Annotated in this window: 14 protein-coding genes and 2 pseudogenes; 11 read left to right on the top strand and 5 right to left on the bottom strand. The window is 62.2% G+C overall.

Annotated features, from left to right (window positions below):
* The first annotated feature begins 20 nt into the window (after nt 1-20).
* From V8Z78_RS20955 to V8Z78_RS20945, 3 genes are all read left to right on the top strand, one after another.
* Entirely contained in the window at nt 21-920 is a 900-nt protein-coding gene (locus V8Z78_RS20955; protein WP_349732057.1) for a LysR substrate-binding domain-containing protein, read from the top strand.
* A 90-nt stretch (nt 921-1,010) separates the two neighbouring features.
* A complete protein-coding gene (locus tag V8Z78_RS20950; protein WP_057092325.1) occupies nt 1,011-1,502 on the top strand; it encodes a DUF6882 domain-containing protein in 492 nt (163 codons plus the stop codon).
* Between the two features lie 82 nt (nt 1,503-1,584).
* A complete protein-coding gene (locus V8Z78_RS20945; RefSeq protein WP_003064948.1) occupies nt 1,585-1,734 on the top strand; it encodes a hypothetical protein in 150 nt (49 codons plus the stop codon).
* Between the two features lie 46 nt (nt 1,735-1,780).
* Here V8Z78_RS20945 and V8Z78_RS20940 read toward each other — a convergent pair whose 3' ends face one another.
* Complete coding sequence (locus tag V8Z78_RS20940) at nt 1,781-2,377, bottom strand: IMPACT family protein (protein ID WP_003064949.1); 597 nt, start codon at nt 2,375-2,377, stop codon at nt 1,781-1,783.
* Nucleotides 2,378-2,564: 187 nt separating this feature from the next.
* Here V8Z78_RS20940 and V8Z78_RS20935 point away from each other — a divergent pair, with 187 nt between their 5' ends.
* The 6 genes from V8Z78_RS20935 (at nt 2,565) to V8Z78_RS20910 (ending at nt 9,283) form a co-directional block, all read left to right on the top strand.
* Nucleotides 2,565-2,732 carry a hypothetical protein gene (locus tag V8Z78_RS20935; protein WP_003064951.1) on the top strand — a complete coding sequence of 56 codons (168 nt, stop codon included), beginning with the start codon at nt 2,565-2,567 and terminating at the stop codon, nt 2,730-2,732.
* Between the two features lie 102 nt (nt 2,733-2,834).
* On the top strand, nt 2,835-3,719 hold the full coding sequence (locus V8Z78_RS20930) for a helix-turn-helix transcriptional regulator (protein WP_057092324.1): 885 nt from the start codon (nt 2,835-2,837) through the stop codon (nt 3,717-3,719).
* Between the two features lie 187 nt (nt 3,720-3,906).
* Nucleotides 3,907-5,604 (top strand): FAD-dependent monooxygenase, encoded by a 1,698-nt coding sequence (locus V8Z78_RS20925; RefSeq protein ID WP_349732056.1) that lies wholly within the window; start codon nt 3,907-3,909, stop codon nt 5,602-5,604.
* A 12-nt stretch (nt 5,605-5,616) separates the two neighbouring features.
* Entirely contained in the window at nt 5,617-5,805 is a 189-nt protein-coding gene (locus V8Z78_RS20920) for a DUF2783 domain-containing protein (protein ID WP_003064957.1), read from the top strand.
* A 215-nt stretch (nt 5,806-6,020) separates the two neighbouring features.
* Nucleotides 6,021-6,560 (top strand): PepSY domain-containing protein, encoded by a 540-nt coding sequence (locus V8Z78_RS20915; protein WP_012838411.1) that lies wholly within the window; start codon nt 6,021-6,023, stop codon nt 6,558-6,560.
* A 236-nt stretch (nt 6,561-6,796) separates the two neighbouring features.
* Nucleotides 6,797-9,283 (top strand): YgiQ family radical SAM protein, encoded by a 2,487-nt coding sequence (locus V8Z78_RS20910; protein ID WP_349732055.1) that lies wholly within the window; start codon nt 6,797-6,799, stop codon nt 9,281-9,283.
* Between the two features lie 75 nt (nt 9,284-9,358).
* Here the strand turns inward: V8Z78_RS20910 and V8Z78_RS20905 are convergent.
* The 3 genes and pseudogenes from V8Z78_RS20905 to V8Z78_RS20895 all read right to left on the bottom strand — a co-directional run bounded on the left by V8Z78_RS20905 (nt 9,359) and on the right by V8Z78_RS20895 (nt 13,523).
* Nucleotides 9,359-11,834 (bottom strand): annotated as a pseudogene (locus V8Z78_RS20905) (putative bifunctional diguanylate cyclase/phosphodiesterase).
* A gap of 297 nt (nt 11,835-12,131) precedes the next feature.
* On the bottom strand, nt 12,132-12,692 hold the full coding sequence (locus V8Z78_RS20900; protein WP_349732054.1) for an NUDIX hydrolase: 561 nt from the start codon (nt 12,690-12,692) through the stop codon (nt 12,132-12,134).
* Between the two features lie 135 nt (nt 12,693-12,827).
* A complete protein-coding gene (locus V8Z78_RS20895) occupies nt 12,828-13,523 on the bottom strand; it encodes a fumarylacetoacetate hydrolase family protein (protein WP_046461521.1) in 696 nt (231 codons plus the stop codon).
* A 162-nt stretch (nt 13,524-13,685) separates the two neighbouring features.
* On the opposite strand from V8Z78_RS20895, the gene maiA reads away from it, so the two are divergent.
* Together maiA and V8Z78_RS20885 are read left to right on the top strand one after the other, a co-directional pair.
* On the top strand, nt 13,686-14,351 hold the full coding sequence (gene maiA, locus V8Z78_RS20890) for a maleylacetoacetate isomerase (RefSeq protein ID WP_349732071.1): 666 nt from the start codon (nt 13,686-13,688) through the stop codon (nt 14,349-14,351).
* A 10-nt stretch (nt 14,352-14,361) separates the two neighbouring features.
* Nucleotides 14,362-15,279, top strand: coding sequence for a purine nucleoside phosphorylase YfiH/LACC1 family protein (locus V8Z78_RS20885; RefSeq protein ID WP_349732053.1), 918 nt, complete (start codon nt 14,362-14,364; stop codon nt 15,277-15,279).
* On the opposite strand, the pseudogene V8Z78_RS20880 reads toward V8Z78_RS20885, so the two are convergent.
* Nucleotides 15,196-15,509, bottom strand: a pseudogene (locus tag V8Z78_RS20880) (hypothetical protein). The gene V8Z78_RS20885 and the pseudogene V8Z78_RS20880 overlap by 84 nt on opposite strands.
* Nucleotides 15,510-15,537 lie beyond the last annotated feature (28 nt).

Here is a 15,537-nt window from a genome sequence, read left to right as displayed (position 1 = left end):
CTGCCGGCAGTCCACCACGAATGCCTTCGCTGGTCGCTTTGCGCTGTTTTGAAGCGGCAGCGCGGCTGGAGAGTTTCAGCCGCGCTGCCGATGAGCTGCACCTGACCCATGGAGCCATCAGCCGCGCGGTGCGCTCGGTGGAGGAAGATTTGGGGGCGCAGCTGTTTGAGCGCCGCAATCGCCGTGTCTTTCTCAATGCTGCGGGGAGGCTGTTGTTCGACGGGGTGCATGCCGGTCTGGGCCAGATGGCACGTGCGGCCGAGGCAGTGCGGCAGCAGGTGGCAGGCAGGCCGTTGCTGCTGTCCTGCGAGCCCACGCTGCTGATGCGCTGGCTGATTCCGCGCTGGGGCGACTTCCAGGCACGCTACCCGCAGCACACCGTGCATCTGGTTGCGGGCGGCGGTGCCGTGGAATGGGGGCGCGGCATCGATCTGGCCATTCGGCGCAACGACTTTGACTGGGGGCCCAATGTCCAAATGCAGCCCTTGTGCGCAGAGCGCATGGGGCCGGTCTGCCATCCGGACCGCCTGGCGCATTTCTTTGCGTTGCAGTCCGATGGCGGTCTGGCGCTTCGTGGCGATGCAACGCTCTTGCACAGCAAGACACGACCCAGGGCCTGGGAGGATTGGTGGAAAACCCAGCCAGATCAGCCTCCCACCCAGATCCGGCAGGCGCAAGCAGGCGGTGATCTGGTGCTTGAGCATTTCTACCTGAGCTTGCAGGCCGCAGCAGCGGGCCTGGGTGTAGCCATGGGCCCGCAACTGCTGGTGGAGGACGATATCGCTGCCGGCCGGCTGGTGGCGCCGCTGGGCTTTGTACCCGATGGCTCGCAATACTGTCTGCTGGCACTACAGAGTTGGGGGGCTGGCTCGGTGCAGCAGCTTCTGGTTGACTGGATTCAGCAGCAGATGAAGAGCTGAACGCAGGCTGACGGGGGCATAGGATTTCGGGCCCGGGCATGCCCGCTTCTTGCCTGACAATGCGGTCTGTTGAAAAGCAATGGATACGCGATGAGCAACGACGCACAAACCACCGACTGGGCCGCCTGGAGCCGTGAGGCCGTTGAAATGATGCAGGCCCGCAATGCAGAGTGGCCCAAGGAATTTGGCTTGCAGGGCAGCCCCAGCTACCGCTGGGATCTGGACCGCGCCCTGCTGGCGCTGGAAGCTCCGCTGCATGAGGTGATCGCTACGGTCTGCCTTGTGGGCACCAGCAGCGAGCAGGACGGCAGCTTTGTCTGGAGCTGGGCCAACGAAGCCATTCCCAAGCAGCATGGCCAAGCGCTGGAAGTCGTGCATGAGTTCGGCCGACAGAACCAGCTGGCATTGCTGACCACGGCCCGGATTCCCGGCGGCCGTCCAGAGGCCATGGAGTGCATGTGCATTGCTGCCCGCCTGCAGCGCGCCGTAGGCACCTTCATCGACCAGCAGGGCGATGTAACCCTGTATTTCACCTTGCTGCACCTGCAGGTGGCGGTCGAGCAGCAGCAGCCGGCCAATTGAAAGCCGCGTACAGGATTGTTGACAGAATGCGGGCGGGGTCGCCTATAGACTGACGCCCTCAAAAATCTGAAAAGGTCACCCCATGAAAACGATGTTTGCTTTGGCCGCAGCCATGTTTGTGCTGAGCGGCTGCGCTGTCTATGACAGCCGTGGCGGATACTACGACGATGGCTACAAAAAGCCTCACCCCCACGGCTGCCCACCGGGCCAGGCCAAGAAAGGCAATTGCTGAAATTGCCCGCTCGGAAACCCGCCAAAGGCGGGTTTTTCTTTGCGATCTACAGCTCGTCCGGCTTGAGCCAGCCAATGCGGCCCTGACCGTTTTCATTGAGTGCGCTGACAAATTCGGCGGCGTCGGGCTCAGGCATCTGCAGCTTGAAGCTCACCAGACTGCCGTGATCGACCTCCAGCAGTTCGGCGCCCGCCGCATCGGCCATGCGCCGCACCAGGCCCTCCAGCGGATAGGGAGCCGTGCATTGCAGGATCTGCATGCGCTGAATGGCGACTTTTTCGGCCTGCAGCAAGGCCTGTGCCACGGCGTCGGTATAGGCGCGCACCAGTCCGCCTGCACCAAGCTTGACGCCACCAAAATAGCGCACCACGGTGGCCAGCACGCCCTCCAGGTCCTGATGGCGCAGCACGTCCAGCATGGGACGACCGGCCGTGCCACTGGGCTCGCCATCATCCACGGCCGCCGATTGACCGCCCGCCAGCAAGGCCCAGCAGACATGGGCGGCGCCCGGGTGCTCGCGCCAGAGTGCATCCACCACGGCCTGCGCGCTGGAGCGGTCCGTCATCGGCTGAACGCAGCCGATAAAGCGGCTTTTCTTGATGATCAGTTCACTGGAGACGGGAGCACGAAGAGTCTGAGGCATAGCGGCGGCAGCATAACCGCAAAGTCGGGGCCGAGCAGCGTTGCGGTACATGGGCCGGGTAGCGGCAGCTGTGACCTATCCATGACATGACGACGCGGCTTGTGGGGATTGCTCGACAGTGTCCTTAAGCCAATTCCTACAATTTCGGCAAGCCTCGAGCCTTAAGCTTTACGCAAAGGAGGCCGTCATGAACAATCCGCATCCACAGTCCCTGAGCGAACATACTTTTGGCCGCGAGCATTTCACGCCGCCTCCGCTGGCGCAGGAGCTGGCAGAGCCCCAGGCCCTGCAGGCTGCGGCACCCGAAGATGAATGGGAGTTGCTGCAGCGCATACGCAATGTGGGCGAGTGGTAGGCCCGGCCGCACTTTCTGTCTCAAGCCAGACCGGCTGCTCCTGAAAGGGAGGGCCGGTTTTTCCTGTCCGCGGACACGATACAGCGGCGAGAATCGCAGCCCATGACTGCTAGCTCTGCGCCGTTTCCCGATTCTTCGCACTGGATGCTGCTGCCGGCTGCCGCACAGGCAGCACAGCTGCCCGTGGCCCTGGCCGATGTGACGGCCATGATGGAAAGAGTGGGGCGCAGCAGCAGCGACGCCGTGGCCGAGCAGATCCTGCAACTGCTGGGGCGCCATGTGCCGCTGGCCCAATGCACGATCTTCTCCTTCCAGGGCATGGCCAGGCCTCGTGTGGTGGGCATGGGCGACAGGGCGCGCACGGGGGCGCTGCCCATGATTTCCCAGGATTACAGCGAGCGCTTCTATCCGCTCGATGGTTCGCAGCGCGTGATGCAGGCCGAGCTGGCGCGCCTTGCCAGGGACCCGCATGCCAGGCCGCGCGTCTGGCTGCATCGCCAGGGACCGCACGATGTGCAGCACCCCGAGTACCGCCATGTCTGCTATGAGCTGCCGCGCATTGCCGAGCGGCTGTCGCTGCTGATGCTTCAGGAAAACGCGCGCTGGCTTTCCGTGAACCTGTATCGAGGCGAGGAGCATGGCTGTTTCGACGCCGCAGCCATTGCCCGGATCGAGGCCTTTGCGCCCCTGGTCATGCAGGCCATGCGTCTGCATTACGCGGGGCAGACGCTGCAGGACGACTTGGTCGGGCTGGTGCTGGCGCGACTGGCAAGGCGCTTCGAGCAGCTGACGCCGCGCGACCTCGACGTGGTGCGGGCACTGGCCCAGGGCCTGGATGCCGATGCGCTGGCGCAGCGCCTGGGAATTACCGTCAGCAGCGCGCGCACCTATGTCAAACGCGTCTGCGCCAAGCTGGGCGTGCAGGGGCAGCGCGAGCTGTTTGCGCTGCTGATGGAGCCCGCTGAAGCTGTCGATGGTGAACTTTGATAGCTGCTTGGGGTTGAGCTGTAAAGGCTGGGGGCTGATTCGACTTGAATATCGGTTGTCGGTCGGCATTGTCTCCATCTGGTGACATCGGCCTCGAGCTGCTTTTCTACACTGCATCTCAAGCCAGACCGAAAGGGGATGAAAGCGCATCGGTTTGACCACGACAGCGCCCCCAGGAGACAAGAACATGCACCAGCCATTTGCCGAGCCACGCCGCTCCATCTACTACCAGTACCAGGTTCATCAGCCCTGGCTTGCCTCCCGGAATCCGGGCGAGCAAAGCCACCCCATCGTCATCGTCGGCACCGGCCCCGTGGGCCTGACCACGGCGCTGGAGATTGCTCGCCACGGCCAGCGCTGCGTGGTGCTCGAATCCGAATTGCAGGTGTCCGAAGGCAGCCGTGCCATTGTGTTCACGCGGCGCTCCATGGAAATCCTGCAGCAGGTGGGCGTGGCCCAGCGCGTGACGGAGACCGGACTGCCCTGGTGCTACGGCAACAGCATTTACCGCGGCCAGCGCGTGTTTCGCATGGAGAACGCGCGGGCCGACGACGATCGCTTCTTTCCCATGATCAATCTGCAGCAGCAGTACCTGGAGGAATACCTGGTCGATGCAGTGCAGGCCAACCCGCTGATCGAGCTGCGCTGGGGCAACCGCGTGAACAAGGTCGAGCAAAAGGGCGAGCAGGTTTTGGTGGAGGTGGATACCCCGGAAGGCAGCTACGAGCTGCGGGCCGACTGGCTGGTGGCCTGCGACGGCGCGCGTTCGGGGATTCGCACGGCCATGAATCTGTTGATGGAAGGCGCTTCCTACGAAGGCCGCTTCGTGATTGCCGATATCCGCATCGACCTGCCTCTGCCCACCGAACGTCTCGCATTCTTCGATCCCACATGGAACCCGGGCAACACCATCCTCATGCACCGCGAGCCGCACGGCATCTGGCGTGTGGACTACCAGCTGCCTGCCGGCGAAGATCCCGAGGATGCGCTCAGGCCCGAGTCGCTGAAGGCGCGCATCGATGCGCAGCTGGAGATGATAGGCTTTGGCGGCACGCCCTGGGAGATGGACTGGAGCTCCGTCTACTCGGCCCGCGCGCTGACCCTGCCCGACTATGTGCATGGCCATGTGATCTTTGCGGGCGATGCAGCCCATATGCTGCCCATCTTCGGCGTGCGCGGCGCCAACACCGGTTTTCAGGATGCTCAGGGCCTGGGCTGGCGTCTGGCACTCGTCGCCAAGGGCGCGGCCAGCGCAGCGCTGCTGCAAAGCTATAGCAGCGAGCGAGTGGGCGCGGCCCGCGAGATTGTGGAAGAGGCCGGCAAGAGCACACGTTTCATGGCGCCACCAAGCAGAGGTTTCAGGCTGCTGCGCGATGCCGTGCTGTCTCTGTCGCTGAGCCAGCCCTTTGTCGGCCCACTCTATCACTGGCGCACCTCGCGCCCGCATGAGTACGGCAGCTCGCCACTCAACAGCATGGGTGACGACAACCTGCTGTTCAAGGCCGGCCCCGGCCATGGCGCGCCGCCTCTGAACGTGCGCTTTGCGCCGGACAGCTATTTGCTCGACCATCTGGGCGGCGGCTTCGATCTGCTGTATTTCACGAGCGGCCAGGCGATTCCCGCCGAACTGCAAGCGGTCGCGGCCGGGGTCAGAGCTCGCGGTGTTGCCGTGCGCCTGATCGCCGTCAGCAGCCACGCTTCAGGCATTGTCGAAGGTTCCGATCTGGTACTTGATGACACCGAAGGCCGCTGCCGCACCCGCTACGGAGTGATGGCCGACGGCGCCGCCTATCTGCTGCGCCCCGATCAGCATGTCTGTGCGCGCTGGATGGCGCTGGACGCCAATCGTTTGCAAGCCGCATTCAAAGCTGCCTTGCCAGCCTGAGGAGAGATTCAAATGATCCAAACCACTCTTGATATCGCCGGTCTGGAGACCGTGTACGACCAGCTGGCTGTCGCCATCGATGCCGTGGGCGCCGAAAAGTCCGAGCTGCTGCTGGTCAAGCTGGCGCTGCTGGCCGCCAATCAGCTCGGTGATGCCCGCCAGTTTGGCGAAATGATTGCGGCGGCCCAGCAAGATCTGTAAGCAAAAGGCTTGTCCGTGGCGGTCAGCCCGACCCGCCCAGGCTCGTTCTTGGCGGGTTCTCGGCGTGCTGACTCTCGGATTTCATAGCGGATAATCATTGTCTATCAATAGTTTGAGATGGATTTTCCACAAGTCGATATGGCTTGATATCCGACAAGGCCGTGCCACGAAATCCAGGCAGACTGGAGCCATTGCCACTGTAGGAGGATTGGTCCATGAGATTGCGTCCCAGCACCTTGCTGCTATCTGCAGCCCTGAGCCTGAGTGGATTGAGTGCGGCTCCGGCCCTGGCCAAGTCGGCTGCCGAATGGCTGGCCTTGACAGGTGCCGTGCAGATCGGCTTGAGCCAGGCCGTCGAAAAAGCCCAGGCCGTTGCTCCCGGAAAAGCGATCGATGTCGAGCTGGAAGAGGGTAAGAAAGGCGCTGCGCCTTATTACTCGGTCACCCTGATCTCGCCCGTGAATGAGGAAATCAAGCTGCGCGTGAATGCCAACACGGGCGATGCCGCAGTGGAGGAGAACAAGGGGCGAGCCGAGGGCAAGCATGCCAAGCGCCTGGCCGATGCCCGGATCACGCTGGTACAGGCCGTCGATGCAGCTATTGCCGCCTTGCCCGGCAAGCCGCTGGAGGCCCAGCTGGATTCGGACTGGGGCAAGACCAGCTACAAGGTCAAGATGCTGCGCGCCGATCAGACGGTCATGAAGCTCAGGCTTGATCCTGCCACCGGCGCTGTGACGAGGCAGGAAAAGGACTGAGTCGACGCGTTATCTGGATTCTGGTGCTATTAAGAAGTGAGTGCCTAGCGCTTGTATTTCAATGATTTAAGGTGTGTTATGCATCGAATTTCAATGAAGGAAAGCGCTGGATGCTATGAAGTTCAGAGTTCAAACCTGTTTCTGCAAGACCTTGCTCGTGCAAGGCTGAGGGCGGAAAAGTACACTGACGGGTTGTTTCTCCGAATAGGCCATGAGGCCATATAAAGCTCATCCACATGAACGCCCCGGTTGATGTTTCCTTTTTCCACCGCGATGCCAAGCCGCTGACCAGCTACAAGCCGTACTGGGCCAAGCGCTTCGGTCCGGCGCCGTTCCTGCCCATGAGCCGTGCGGAGATGGATCAGCTCGGCTGGGACAGCTGCGACATCATTCTGGTCACGGGCGATGCCTATGTGGATCACCCCAGCTTCGGCATGGCTGTCATCGGCCGTGTGCTGGAGGCGCAAGGCTTTCGCGTGGGCATCATCGCCCAGCCCGACTGGACCAGCGCCGAGGCCTTCAAGGCCCTGGGCAAGCCCAATCTGTTCTGGGGCGTGACGGCCGGCAACATGGACTCGATGATCAACCGTTACACGGCTGATCGCAAGATCCGCAGCGACGATGCCTATACCCCGGGCGATGTGGCCGGCAAGCGCCCCGACCGCGCGGCCATCGTTTACAGCCAGCGCTGCCGCGAGGCCTACAAGGATGTGCCCATCGTGCTGGGCGGCATCGAGGGCTCGCTGCGTCGCATTGCCCACTACGACTACTGGAGCGACAAGGTGCGTCGCTCCATCGTGGTGGACAGCAAGTGCGACATCCTGCTCTACGGCAATGCAGAACGTGCCCTGGTCGAAGTGGCGCACCGCATCGCGGCGCGCGAGCCGGTGGAGCAGATCACCGATGTGCGCGGCACTTCGTTTTTTCGCCGCGCTTCGGAGGAGGGCTGGTTCGAGGTCGATTCCACCACGGTGGACGAGCCCGGCGAGGTCGAGCCCCATATCAACCCCTATATGACGACCAGCGAGCAGGCCGAGGCCCAGGGCCAGAGCTGCTCCAAGGAAGATGCTGCGAAAGCTGAAGCGGACGGCCCTAATGACGGCGCATCGGTAGCCAAGGTCCAGCCCATCCAGTTCGTGCCCAATCTCTCGCTGCGCAGCAAGTCCAAGCTGCCTGCGCGCGAGCGCACCGTGCTGCGTCTGCCCAGCTACGAAGAGGTCAAGAGCGATCCGATTCTCTATGCCCACGCCAATCGCGTGCTGCACCTGGAAACCAACCCCGGCAATGCCCGTGCGCTGGTACAGGCTCACGGCGAGGGGACCACGGCCCGCGATGTGTGGATGAACCCGCCGCCCATTCCTCTCACAACGGCCGAGATGGACTGGGTCTTCGGCCTGCCGTACGCGCGCAGCCCGCATCCTGTCTATGCCGACGAAAGCGGCAGCCACGAGGGCGCCACCAAGATTCCGGCCTGGGAGATGATTCGCACCTCGGTGAACATCATGCGCGGCTGTTTCGGCGGCTGCACCTTCTGCTCCATCACCGAGCACGAGGGTCGCATCATCCAGAGCCGTTCCGAAGACTCCATCATCCAGGAGCTCGAAGAGATCCGCGACAAGGTCAAGGGCTTTACCGGCACGATCTCCGACCTGGGTGGGCCCACGGCCAATATGTACCGCCTGGGCTGCAAGAGCCCGCAGATCGAAGCGGCCTGCCGCAAGCCCAGCTGTGTCTTCCCCGGCATCTGCCAGAACCTGCACACCGACCACGGTCCGCTGATCAAGATCTACCGCCGCGCGCGCAAGCTGCCCGGCATCAAGAAGATTCTGATCGGCTCCGGCCTGCGCTACGACCTGGCGGTGAAGTTGCCAGAGTACGTCAAGGAGCTGGTTCAGCACCATGTGGGCGGCTATCTCAAGATCGCGCCCGAGCACACCGAGCAAGGTCCGCTGACCAAGATGATGAAGCCGGGCATCGGCAGCTATGACAAGTTCAAGCAGCTGTTCGAGAAGTTCAGCGAAGAGGCCGGCAAGAAGCAGTTTCTGATTCCCTATTTCATTGCCGCCCACCCGGGCACCAGCGATGAGGACATGATGAATCTGGCCATCTGGCTCAAGAAGAACGGCTTCCGTGCCGATCAGGTACAGACCTTCTACCCGAGCCCCATGGCCACGGCCACGGCCATGTACCACAGCGGCCGCAACACGCTGACCAAGGTGCGCCGCCAGATGCGCGACGAGGCCGAGGAGCGCGTGGACATCGTGCGCGGTGAAAAGCGCCGCCGTCTGCACAAGGCTTTCCTGCGCTATCACGACCCGAACAACTGGCCGCTGCTGCGCGAGGCGCTCAAGACCATGGGGCGCGCCGATCTGATCGGCAACGGCAAGCAGCACCTGATCCCGACCTTCCAGCCCCTGGTCGACGGCAGCTATCAGAGTGCACGAAAGAAGAACAGCACCTCGTCCAAGGCGGGTGGCGGAATTGGTTACACCACCAACAAGGACGGCAAGGCCGTGGCCGTGCGACGCCGCAGCGAAGAGGCGAGCCTGGAGCCCAAGGGCGATGTGCGCTTCCGCAGCAGCCAGCCTCAACCGGGCAAGCTGCTGACCCAGCATACCGGCCTGCCGCCGCGCGCGGGTGTGACTGGCAAGGTCAAGCCCGGTTTCAAAACTGCGGCAAAGCCCGCCAAGCCAGCGGGCCAGGGTTCGCGCAAGCCGCGCTGATGGCTGAAGCCTGACTGCCGCCGACAAAAAAAACGACGCTTGATGCGTCGTTTTTTGTATTGGCGTGCGCTGCTGTCAGCCCATGGCCAGAGCCCCGCACCACTGCGGCAGCTGGTTTTCCTGCGTGGGGGCAAAGTATTCGCTGGTCATGGGTTTGGGGCGGGCGATGGCGTAGCCCTGCACATAATCCACGCCCATGGTCATGAGTTCCTCGGCAATCTCGCGGCTCTCGACAAACTCGGCAATGGTCTTTTTGCCCAGGGTCTGGCCGATGCGATTGATCATCTCCACCATGGCGTGGTCTCCCTTGTCCTTGAGCATGTCACGCACAAAGCCGCCGTCGATCTTGAGATAGTCGACGGGCAACTGCTTCAGATAGGTCAGCGACGACATGCCGACGCCGAAGTCGTCCAGGGCAAAACGGCAACCCAGGGCGCGCAGCGACTGAATCAGCCGTGTGGCATTGCTGAGGTTGCCAATGGCGCTGGTTTCGGTGATTTCGAAACATAGCTTTTGCGGCGCAATTGCGTGCTGCTGCAACTGCTCCTTCACAAATTCCAGCAGGCCGTCATCATCCAGGCTGGGACCGGAGAGGTTGATGGCGCAGGTTTCCACCAGCTTGGCGTGTCCGGGCTGCTGCGCCAGTGTCTGCAGGGCCCTGGTGATCACCCAGCGGTCAAGCGATGGCATCAGGCCGTAGCGCTCGGCTGCGGGTATGAAATGTCCGGGGGCCAGGATCTGGCCGCTTTCATCGCGCAGGCGCAGCAGGACTTCGAAGTGCATGCCGCTGTGGCGGCTGTGCTTGCGGGCCTGTAGCGGTGCGATGCTCTGGGCATAGAGGCAGAAGCGGTCTTCGTCCAGTGCGGTACGAATGCGTGTGGCCCATTCCATCTCGCTGACATAGCGGCTGTAGATTCCGTCCTCGGCCTTGTAGAAAAAGACCTTGTTGCGCCCGCGCTCCTTGGCCTGATAGCAGGCCATATCGACCATGCGCAGCAGATCGGAGGCATTGACCGCATCACCGGGAACATGCACGGCACCGATGGAAAAACCGGTGCGCAATATCTTCTCTCCCCAGGTGGTTTGCAGTTGCTGGGCTGCCAGGCGCAGCTTCTCGGCAATGCTCGCGACATTGGAAGGAGGGCAGTTCTCCAGCAGCACGGCAAACTCGTCACCGCCCATGCGTGCCAGGCAATCGGTTTCGCGCAGATTGGCCTGTAACATGCGAGAGACTTCACACAGCACCTCATCACCGGCGGCATGGCCGCTGGTTTCGTTGATGAGCTTGAACTGGTCCAGGTCGATGTAGAGAAGAGCGTAGGGCTTGACCTGGTGCAGACCCTGGGTCAGCATTTTTTGCAGCCGTCGCTCGAATTCCCCCCCGATTTTCCAGCCCCGTCAGCGTGTCGTGGCGTGCATTCCAGGAGATCTGGTCCATGTACTGCTGCTCGCGCGACACATCGCGCAGCACGAAGACCGCCCCTGATGCCTGGCCATCGCGCTGCATGGCGGAGCCCAGCACCTTGACTGGCACGATGCTGTGGTCGGTGCGGCGAACCCAGTGCGTTTGCTCGTCACGCACGACGGTGGTCTCCCTGGTGTCATTGACAAGCTGAGCGAGCAGGCCTTCGCTGGTGATGGAGGCGTCCATGGTGTAGAACTGCAACACCTGCTTGATGGGCTTGTCCAGATAGCTTGGCTTTTGCAGACCCAGCAGGCCTATGGCGGCGGGGTTGACATAGTTGACCATGCCCTTGGCATTGGTGGTGATGACCGCATCGCTGAGTGCTGCCAGCGTGGTCTCCGCGCGCTCTTTTTCGCTGTTGAGGCCCTCTTGAACCTGCTCTCGCAGCAGGATCAGGCGCCAGGTATTCCAGACCCACAGGCTCACCAGGCCAATGGCCAGGGCGCCGTTGAGGGCGAGCAGCAGCCAGACGATGTTGCGCGAGCTTTGGCCCAGAGAGTCGCTGAAGGCTCTGGTCAGGGCCGTCACGCCCTGGTTGATCAGGTCGATCTCGCGCTTCCAGGTGGCAATGTTTTCGCGGCTGATGTTGCCGACCTCGTATCCTTGCCGGATTTCCTGGGCCAGTGTGTCGAGCTGATTCAGGTATTCGTCACCCATCTTCCAGTACGCGACGGGTTCCTGCACCCAGCTGAAATAGCGGAATGTACGCAGCAGCCAGATGAGGGAGCTGACATCATCGGGGTGGTTCTGGCCTTGCTCTATGCCTTTGCGCGCCAGGTCCAGGCGCAGGGGCTTGTCGTAGAGGGCAATACGTGCCTCGGCATCGCCACGCGGCACCTGCAAGGCCCGCTGATAATGGGCGAAGTCGATCGGGTTGCCTTCATCCGCGTAGCGGGAAAGCGAGTAGATCGCATCTTTCTGGGCCTTGGACCAGAGACTTTCTCCGTTGACAAAAGCTCGCACGGCGGAGAGCAGATAGAGGCTGCAGCTGGCGCTGAGCATCAGGATCAGTGCCAGGAGCGCAAAAGCCCAGACGCGCTGCAGCAATTGTTGAGACTTCAGTGTGGGGCTCAAAGATGCCTTCATGACGCCTCATCCAGTAAATTGACTGTAAATGCATGAGTCAGGGCATCGACAAGGCAGACTGGTATGAAACAGCCAGAAGGCAATGTGCCTGCTGACGATCAGAACGCCGTCACGATGCCCGCTCTCATGGCTTGACCTTTCACGGTATTGCGTAGGAGGTATGTCAGATCACACGCAATTTGTATTCATTGGTAATTTTTGGCCTGTAGAAGTGAGCCTGGCGTCGGACAACTTCCTCTGTACCCCCAAGACAGAGCGGTGTTTTCTGTGAGAAAGTGGGTAACCAATCTGGCCGATTCAGGGCAGGTCTATGCAGTGCACCTGCGGCTGCTCCAGCACGCCGGCCCTGCGATCGGCAAAGAAGCGTTCCAGGGTGAGCTTGACGGTGCGAAACGCGATTTCTTCCCAGGGGATGTCTGCCTCGGCGAACAACTGGGCCTCCATGGTCTCGGGCCCGGGGTAGAACTGCGTACTTCTGAGGCGGGCCAGATAGAAGAGATGGACCTGTCCTACCTGGGGCACGTTGATGAGACTGAACAGCCTGCCCAGCTCGATGTCGGCTCCGGCTTCCTCGTCGGTTTCGCGCTGGGCTCCGCGGCTGGTGGTTTCGGCCAGCTCCATGAAGCCTGCAGGCAGCGTCCATTTGCCGCGGCGCGGCTCGATATTGCGCTTGCACAGCAGCACGCGCCCGTCGTCCATCACGGGCAGGGTGCCGACCACATTGAGCGGGTTTTCATAGTGAATGGTGTGGCAGGCCGGGCAAACGGCACGCTCGCGCGTATCCCCATCGTCAGGAACGCGGTAGGTGACTGCGGTGCCGCAATTGCGGCAGAACTTGATGGGGCTGCGAAAAATCATCCCGCAACTATAAGCAAATCAGGCCGCTAGCGCAGGTACAACATGCGCAAACAGCTATGAAAAAGGGAGTCACACCTTGCGGTGCGACTCCCCCGAGTACCTGGCCGGCGCAAACTGCCTGTGCGCCAGGGATTCTTAAGCGATCTGGATCTTGATGGACTCAAGTCCGGTGACTGCGCCTTCCAGCACATCACCCTTGACCACGGCGGCCACGCCCTCGGGAGTGCCGGTCATGATCAGGTCGCCGGGCTGCAGCTCCCAGGCGCTGGAGAGATGCTCAATGGTTTCGGCGATATTCCAGATCAGCTTGTGGATGTGGCTGCGCTGGCGATAGTCACCATTGACCTGCAGCGAAATCTCGGCGTTGACGATGTCTCCCGCCTGATCGGCTGGTGTGATGGGGCCTATGGGGGCGGATTGCTCGAAAGCCTTGCCGATACACCAGGGGCGGCCTTGCTTCTTCATGTCGTTTTGCAGGTCGCGACGTGTCATGTCCAGACCCACGGCATAGCCGTAGATGTACTGTAGTGCATCGGCTGCCTTGATGTTCTTGCCGGCCTTGCCGATGGCAACGACCAGCTCGATTTCATGGTGCAGATTCTGGGTCAGCGTGGGATAGGCCACGGTGGTGGTGCTGCCGGCTTCCACTGCCACGGTCGCGTCCGCAGGCTTCATGAAGAAGAACGGCGGCTCGCGGCCGGTAAAGCCCATTTCCTTGGCGTGATCCTCATAGTTGCGGCCCACGCAGTAGATGCGGTGAATGGGAAAGCGCTCGCCGCGGCCCACAACAGGCAGGCTGGCAACGGCAGGGGGATTGAACACGTAACTCATGAAGTCCTCGGCAGGAACACGCGCTGAAATCAGCAATGGTTGATGTGGCAAGCAGTGTGCCACGATGCAGGCCCGGAGACGGCGTGGCTGATGACGGCTTTTACGTATTCCGGCCCTAGGGAAAATGCCAGTCCGCGCGGCTCGCGCTATGCTGCTCACATCATGAAGCTGCATACCTATTTCCGTTCTTCCGCCTCTTATCGTGTGCGCATTGCGCTGCAACTCAAGGGGCTGTCCTATGACTCCGTGCCCGTGCATCTGGTGCGCGGCGAACAAAAGGCTGTGGCCTATGCCTCCCATGTGGGTGACGCGCTGGTGCCCGCACTGGTGACGGACGAGGGGCACTGGCTCACGCAGTCCATGGCCATCATCGAATATCTCGATGAGACCCATGCTGAAACACCATTGCTGCCCAGGGATGCACTGGGCCGTGCCCATGTGCGCGCATTGGCGCAGATGGTGGCTTGCGAGATCCATCCGCTCAACAACCTGCGCGTGCTCAAGTACCTGGTGCACCAAATGGGGGCCAGCGACGAGGCCAAGAATGGCTGGTATGCGCACTGGGTGCGCTCCGGCCTGGAAGCCTTCGAGCGTCAGCTGGCGCTGCTGGATGCCGAACGCAAGGCCATGGGCCTGGCGCCGTCGGCGTTTTGCTGGGGTGACGCGCCCACGCTGGCCGAATGCTGCCTGGTCCCGCAGATCTACAACGCCCAGCGCTTCAATGTGAATCTCGAGGCTCTACCGCGCCTGATGGGCGTGGTCGAGCGATGCAACGCCTTGCCGGCTTTCCAGCAGGCCCATCCTTCGGCCTGTCCGGATGCTGAGTGAAGAGGGCGTCATGAGCGAGACCTATAGGCCGGGTCCACCGGACCTCTGGCCTGACTCCTGGCTGGTCCCCGACTGGCCGGCTCTGCCCGGGGTGCATGCCATCTGCACCTCGCGCGAGGGGGGCGTCAGCCAGGCACCCTGGGGCAGCATGAACCTGGGCGACCACGTGAGTGACAACCCCGCTCACGTGCGCCAAAACCGTGAACTGTTCAATGCGGCGCTGCAGGCCCGCACCCCTGGTGCCTGCACGGCGTTCTTGCAGCAGGTACATGGTGTGGAGGTGCTGACGCTGGACGCAGGCAATGTGGCCGAGTCCAATGGTGCAGCCTTCGATGCCTGCGTGACCGACGATGCAGGCGTGGTCTGTACCGTCATGGTGGCAGACTGTCTGCCCGTGTTGCTGGCCCATGATTCGGGGCTGGTCGTGGGCGCGGCCCATGCGGGCTGGCGCGGTCTGGCCGGCATGCCGCCCGGCAGACAGCAGTCCGAGGGACCGTTGCCCGGCGGTGTGCTGGAGATGCTTTTCGAGTCCTTTTCACGGAAAGTGCAGGCGCAGCAATCGCTTTCAGAGGCTGACATGAAGCCGTCCAGCATTGCCGCTCGCACCCAGGCCTGGCTGGGCCCGTGCATAGGTTCCAAGTCCTTCGAAGTAGGGGCCGAGGTGCGGGATATCTTCGTGGCGCATGACGCCGAGGCGGCACGACACTTTGTGCCTGTGGAGGGCAGTTGCACCAAATATCTGGCCGATCTGGCGCAGCTGGCACGCCAGAGGCTTGCTGCATTGGGCATTGCTGCAATCTTCGGCAACGATGGCAGCCTGCCCTGGTGCACGGTCAGCAATGCATCACGATTCTTCTCGCACCGGCGCGACGCCGTCCGTCTGGGCGGCAGCGGGCGGCTGGCTGCCAGCATCTGGCGCGACGCCTGATTCGGGACTGGGGCGCGCGTGTCCTGCAGCTAGTGCTTCCTGTTCCTGCCGGGCTTTGAGGCGGCGCTTTCTGGCCGGCGTGCCCAGTATGTAGAGCACGATGGAAAGCGGCAGCAGACCATAGAGCACAAAGGTGAAAAATGCACCCAGCAGGGTGCGCCGGGGCTGGCAGCCTCGGCGATCGTCATCATCACGACAACGTACATCCAGGCGATGGCAATGAGGTACATGGTGCTTCTGTAATGAGCCAGAAAGCAT

It is taken from the genome of Comamonas sp. wu1-DMT, assembly GCF_040187805.1.
Classification (GTDB): Bacteria; Pseudomonadota; Gammaproteobacteria; order Burkholderiales; family Burkholderiaceae_C; genus Comamonas; species Comamonas thiooxydans.
Note: the sequence above shows the minus strand (reverse complement) of the source record. Positions and strands in the feature narration are given on the sequence as shown.

Coding starts and splice junctions, on each gene's coding strand:
- V8Z78_RS20955 (WP_349732057.1), top strand. CDS start 21: ATGCCTTCGCTGGTCGCTTTGCGCTGTTTTGAAGCGGCAGCGCGGCTG.
- V8Z78_RS20950 (WP_057092325.1), top strand. CDS start 1,011: ATGAGCAACGACGCACAAACCACCGACTGGGCCGCCTGGAGCCGTGAG.
- V8Z78_RS20945 (WP_003064948.1), top strand. CDS start 1,585: ATGAAAACGATGTTTGCTTTGGCCGCAGCCATGTTTGTGCTGAGCGGC.
- V8Z78_RS20940 (WP_003064949.1), bottom strand. CDS start 2,377: ATGCCTCAGACTCTTCGTGCTCCCGTCTCCAGTGAACTGATCATCAAG.
- V8Z78_RS20935 (WP_003064951.1), top strand. CDS start 2,565: ATGAACAATCCGCATCCACAGTCCCTGAGCGAACATACTTTTGGCCGC.
- V8Z78_RS20930 (WP_057092324.1), top strand. CDS start 2,835: ATGACTGCTAGCTCTGCGCCGTTTCCCGATTCTTCGCACTGGATGCTG.
- V8Z78_RS20925 (WP_349732056.1), top strand. CDS start 3,907: ATGCACCAGCCATTTGCCGAGCCACGCCGCTCCATCTACTACCAGTAC.
- V8Z78_RS20920 (WP_003064957.1), top strand. CDS start 5,617: ATGATCCAAACCACTCTTGATATCGCCGGTCTGGAGACCGTGTACGAC.
- V8Z78_RS20915 (WP_012838411.1), top strand. CDS start 6,021: ATGAGATTGCGTCCCAGCACCTTGCTGCTATCTGCAGCCCTGAGCCTG.
- V8Z78_RS20910 (WP_349732055.1), top strand. CDS start 6,797: ATGAACGCCCCGGTTGATGTTTCCTTTTTCCACCGCGATGCCAAGCCG.
- V8Z78_RS20900 (WP_349732054.1), bottom strand. CDS start 12,692: ATGATTTTTCGCAGCCCCATCAAGTTCTGCCGCAATTGCGGCACCGCA.
- V8Z78_RS20895 (WP_046461521.1), bottom strand. CDS start 13,523: ATGAGTTACGTGTTCAATCCCCCTGCCGTTGCCAGCCTGCCTGTTGTG.
- maiA (WP_349732071.1), top strand. CDS start 13,686: ATGAAGCTGCATACCTATTTCCGTTCTTCCGCCTCTTATCGTGTGCGC.
- V8Z78_RS20885 (WP_349732053.1), top strand. CDS start 14,362: ATGAGCGAGACCTATAGGCCGGGTCCACCGGACCTCTGGCCTGACTCC.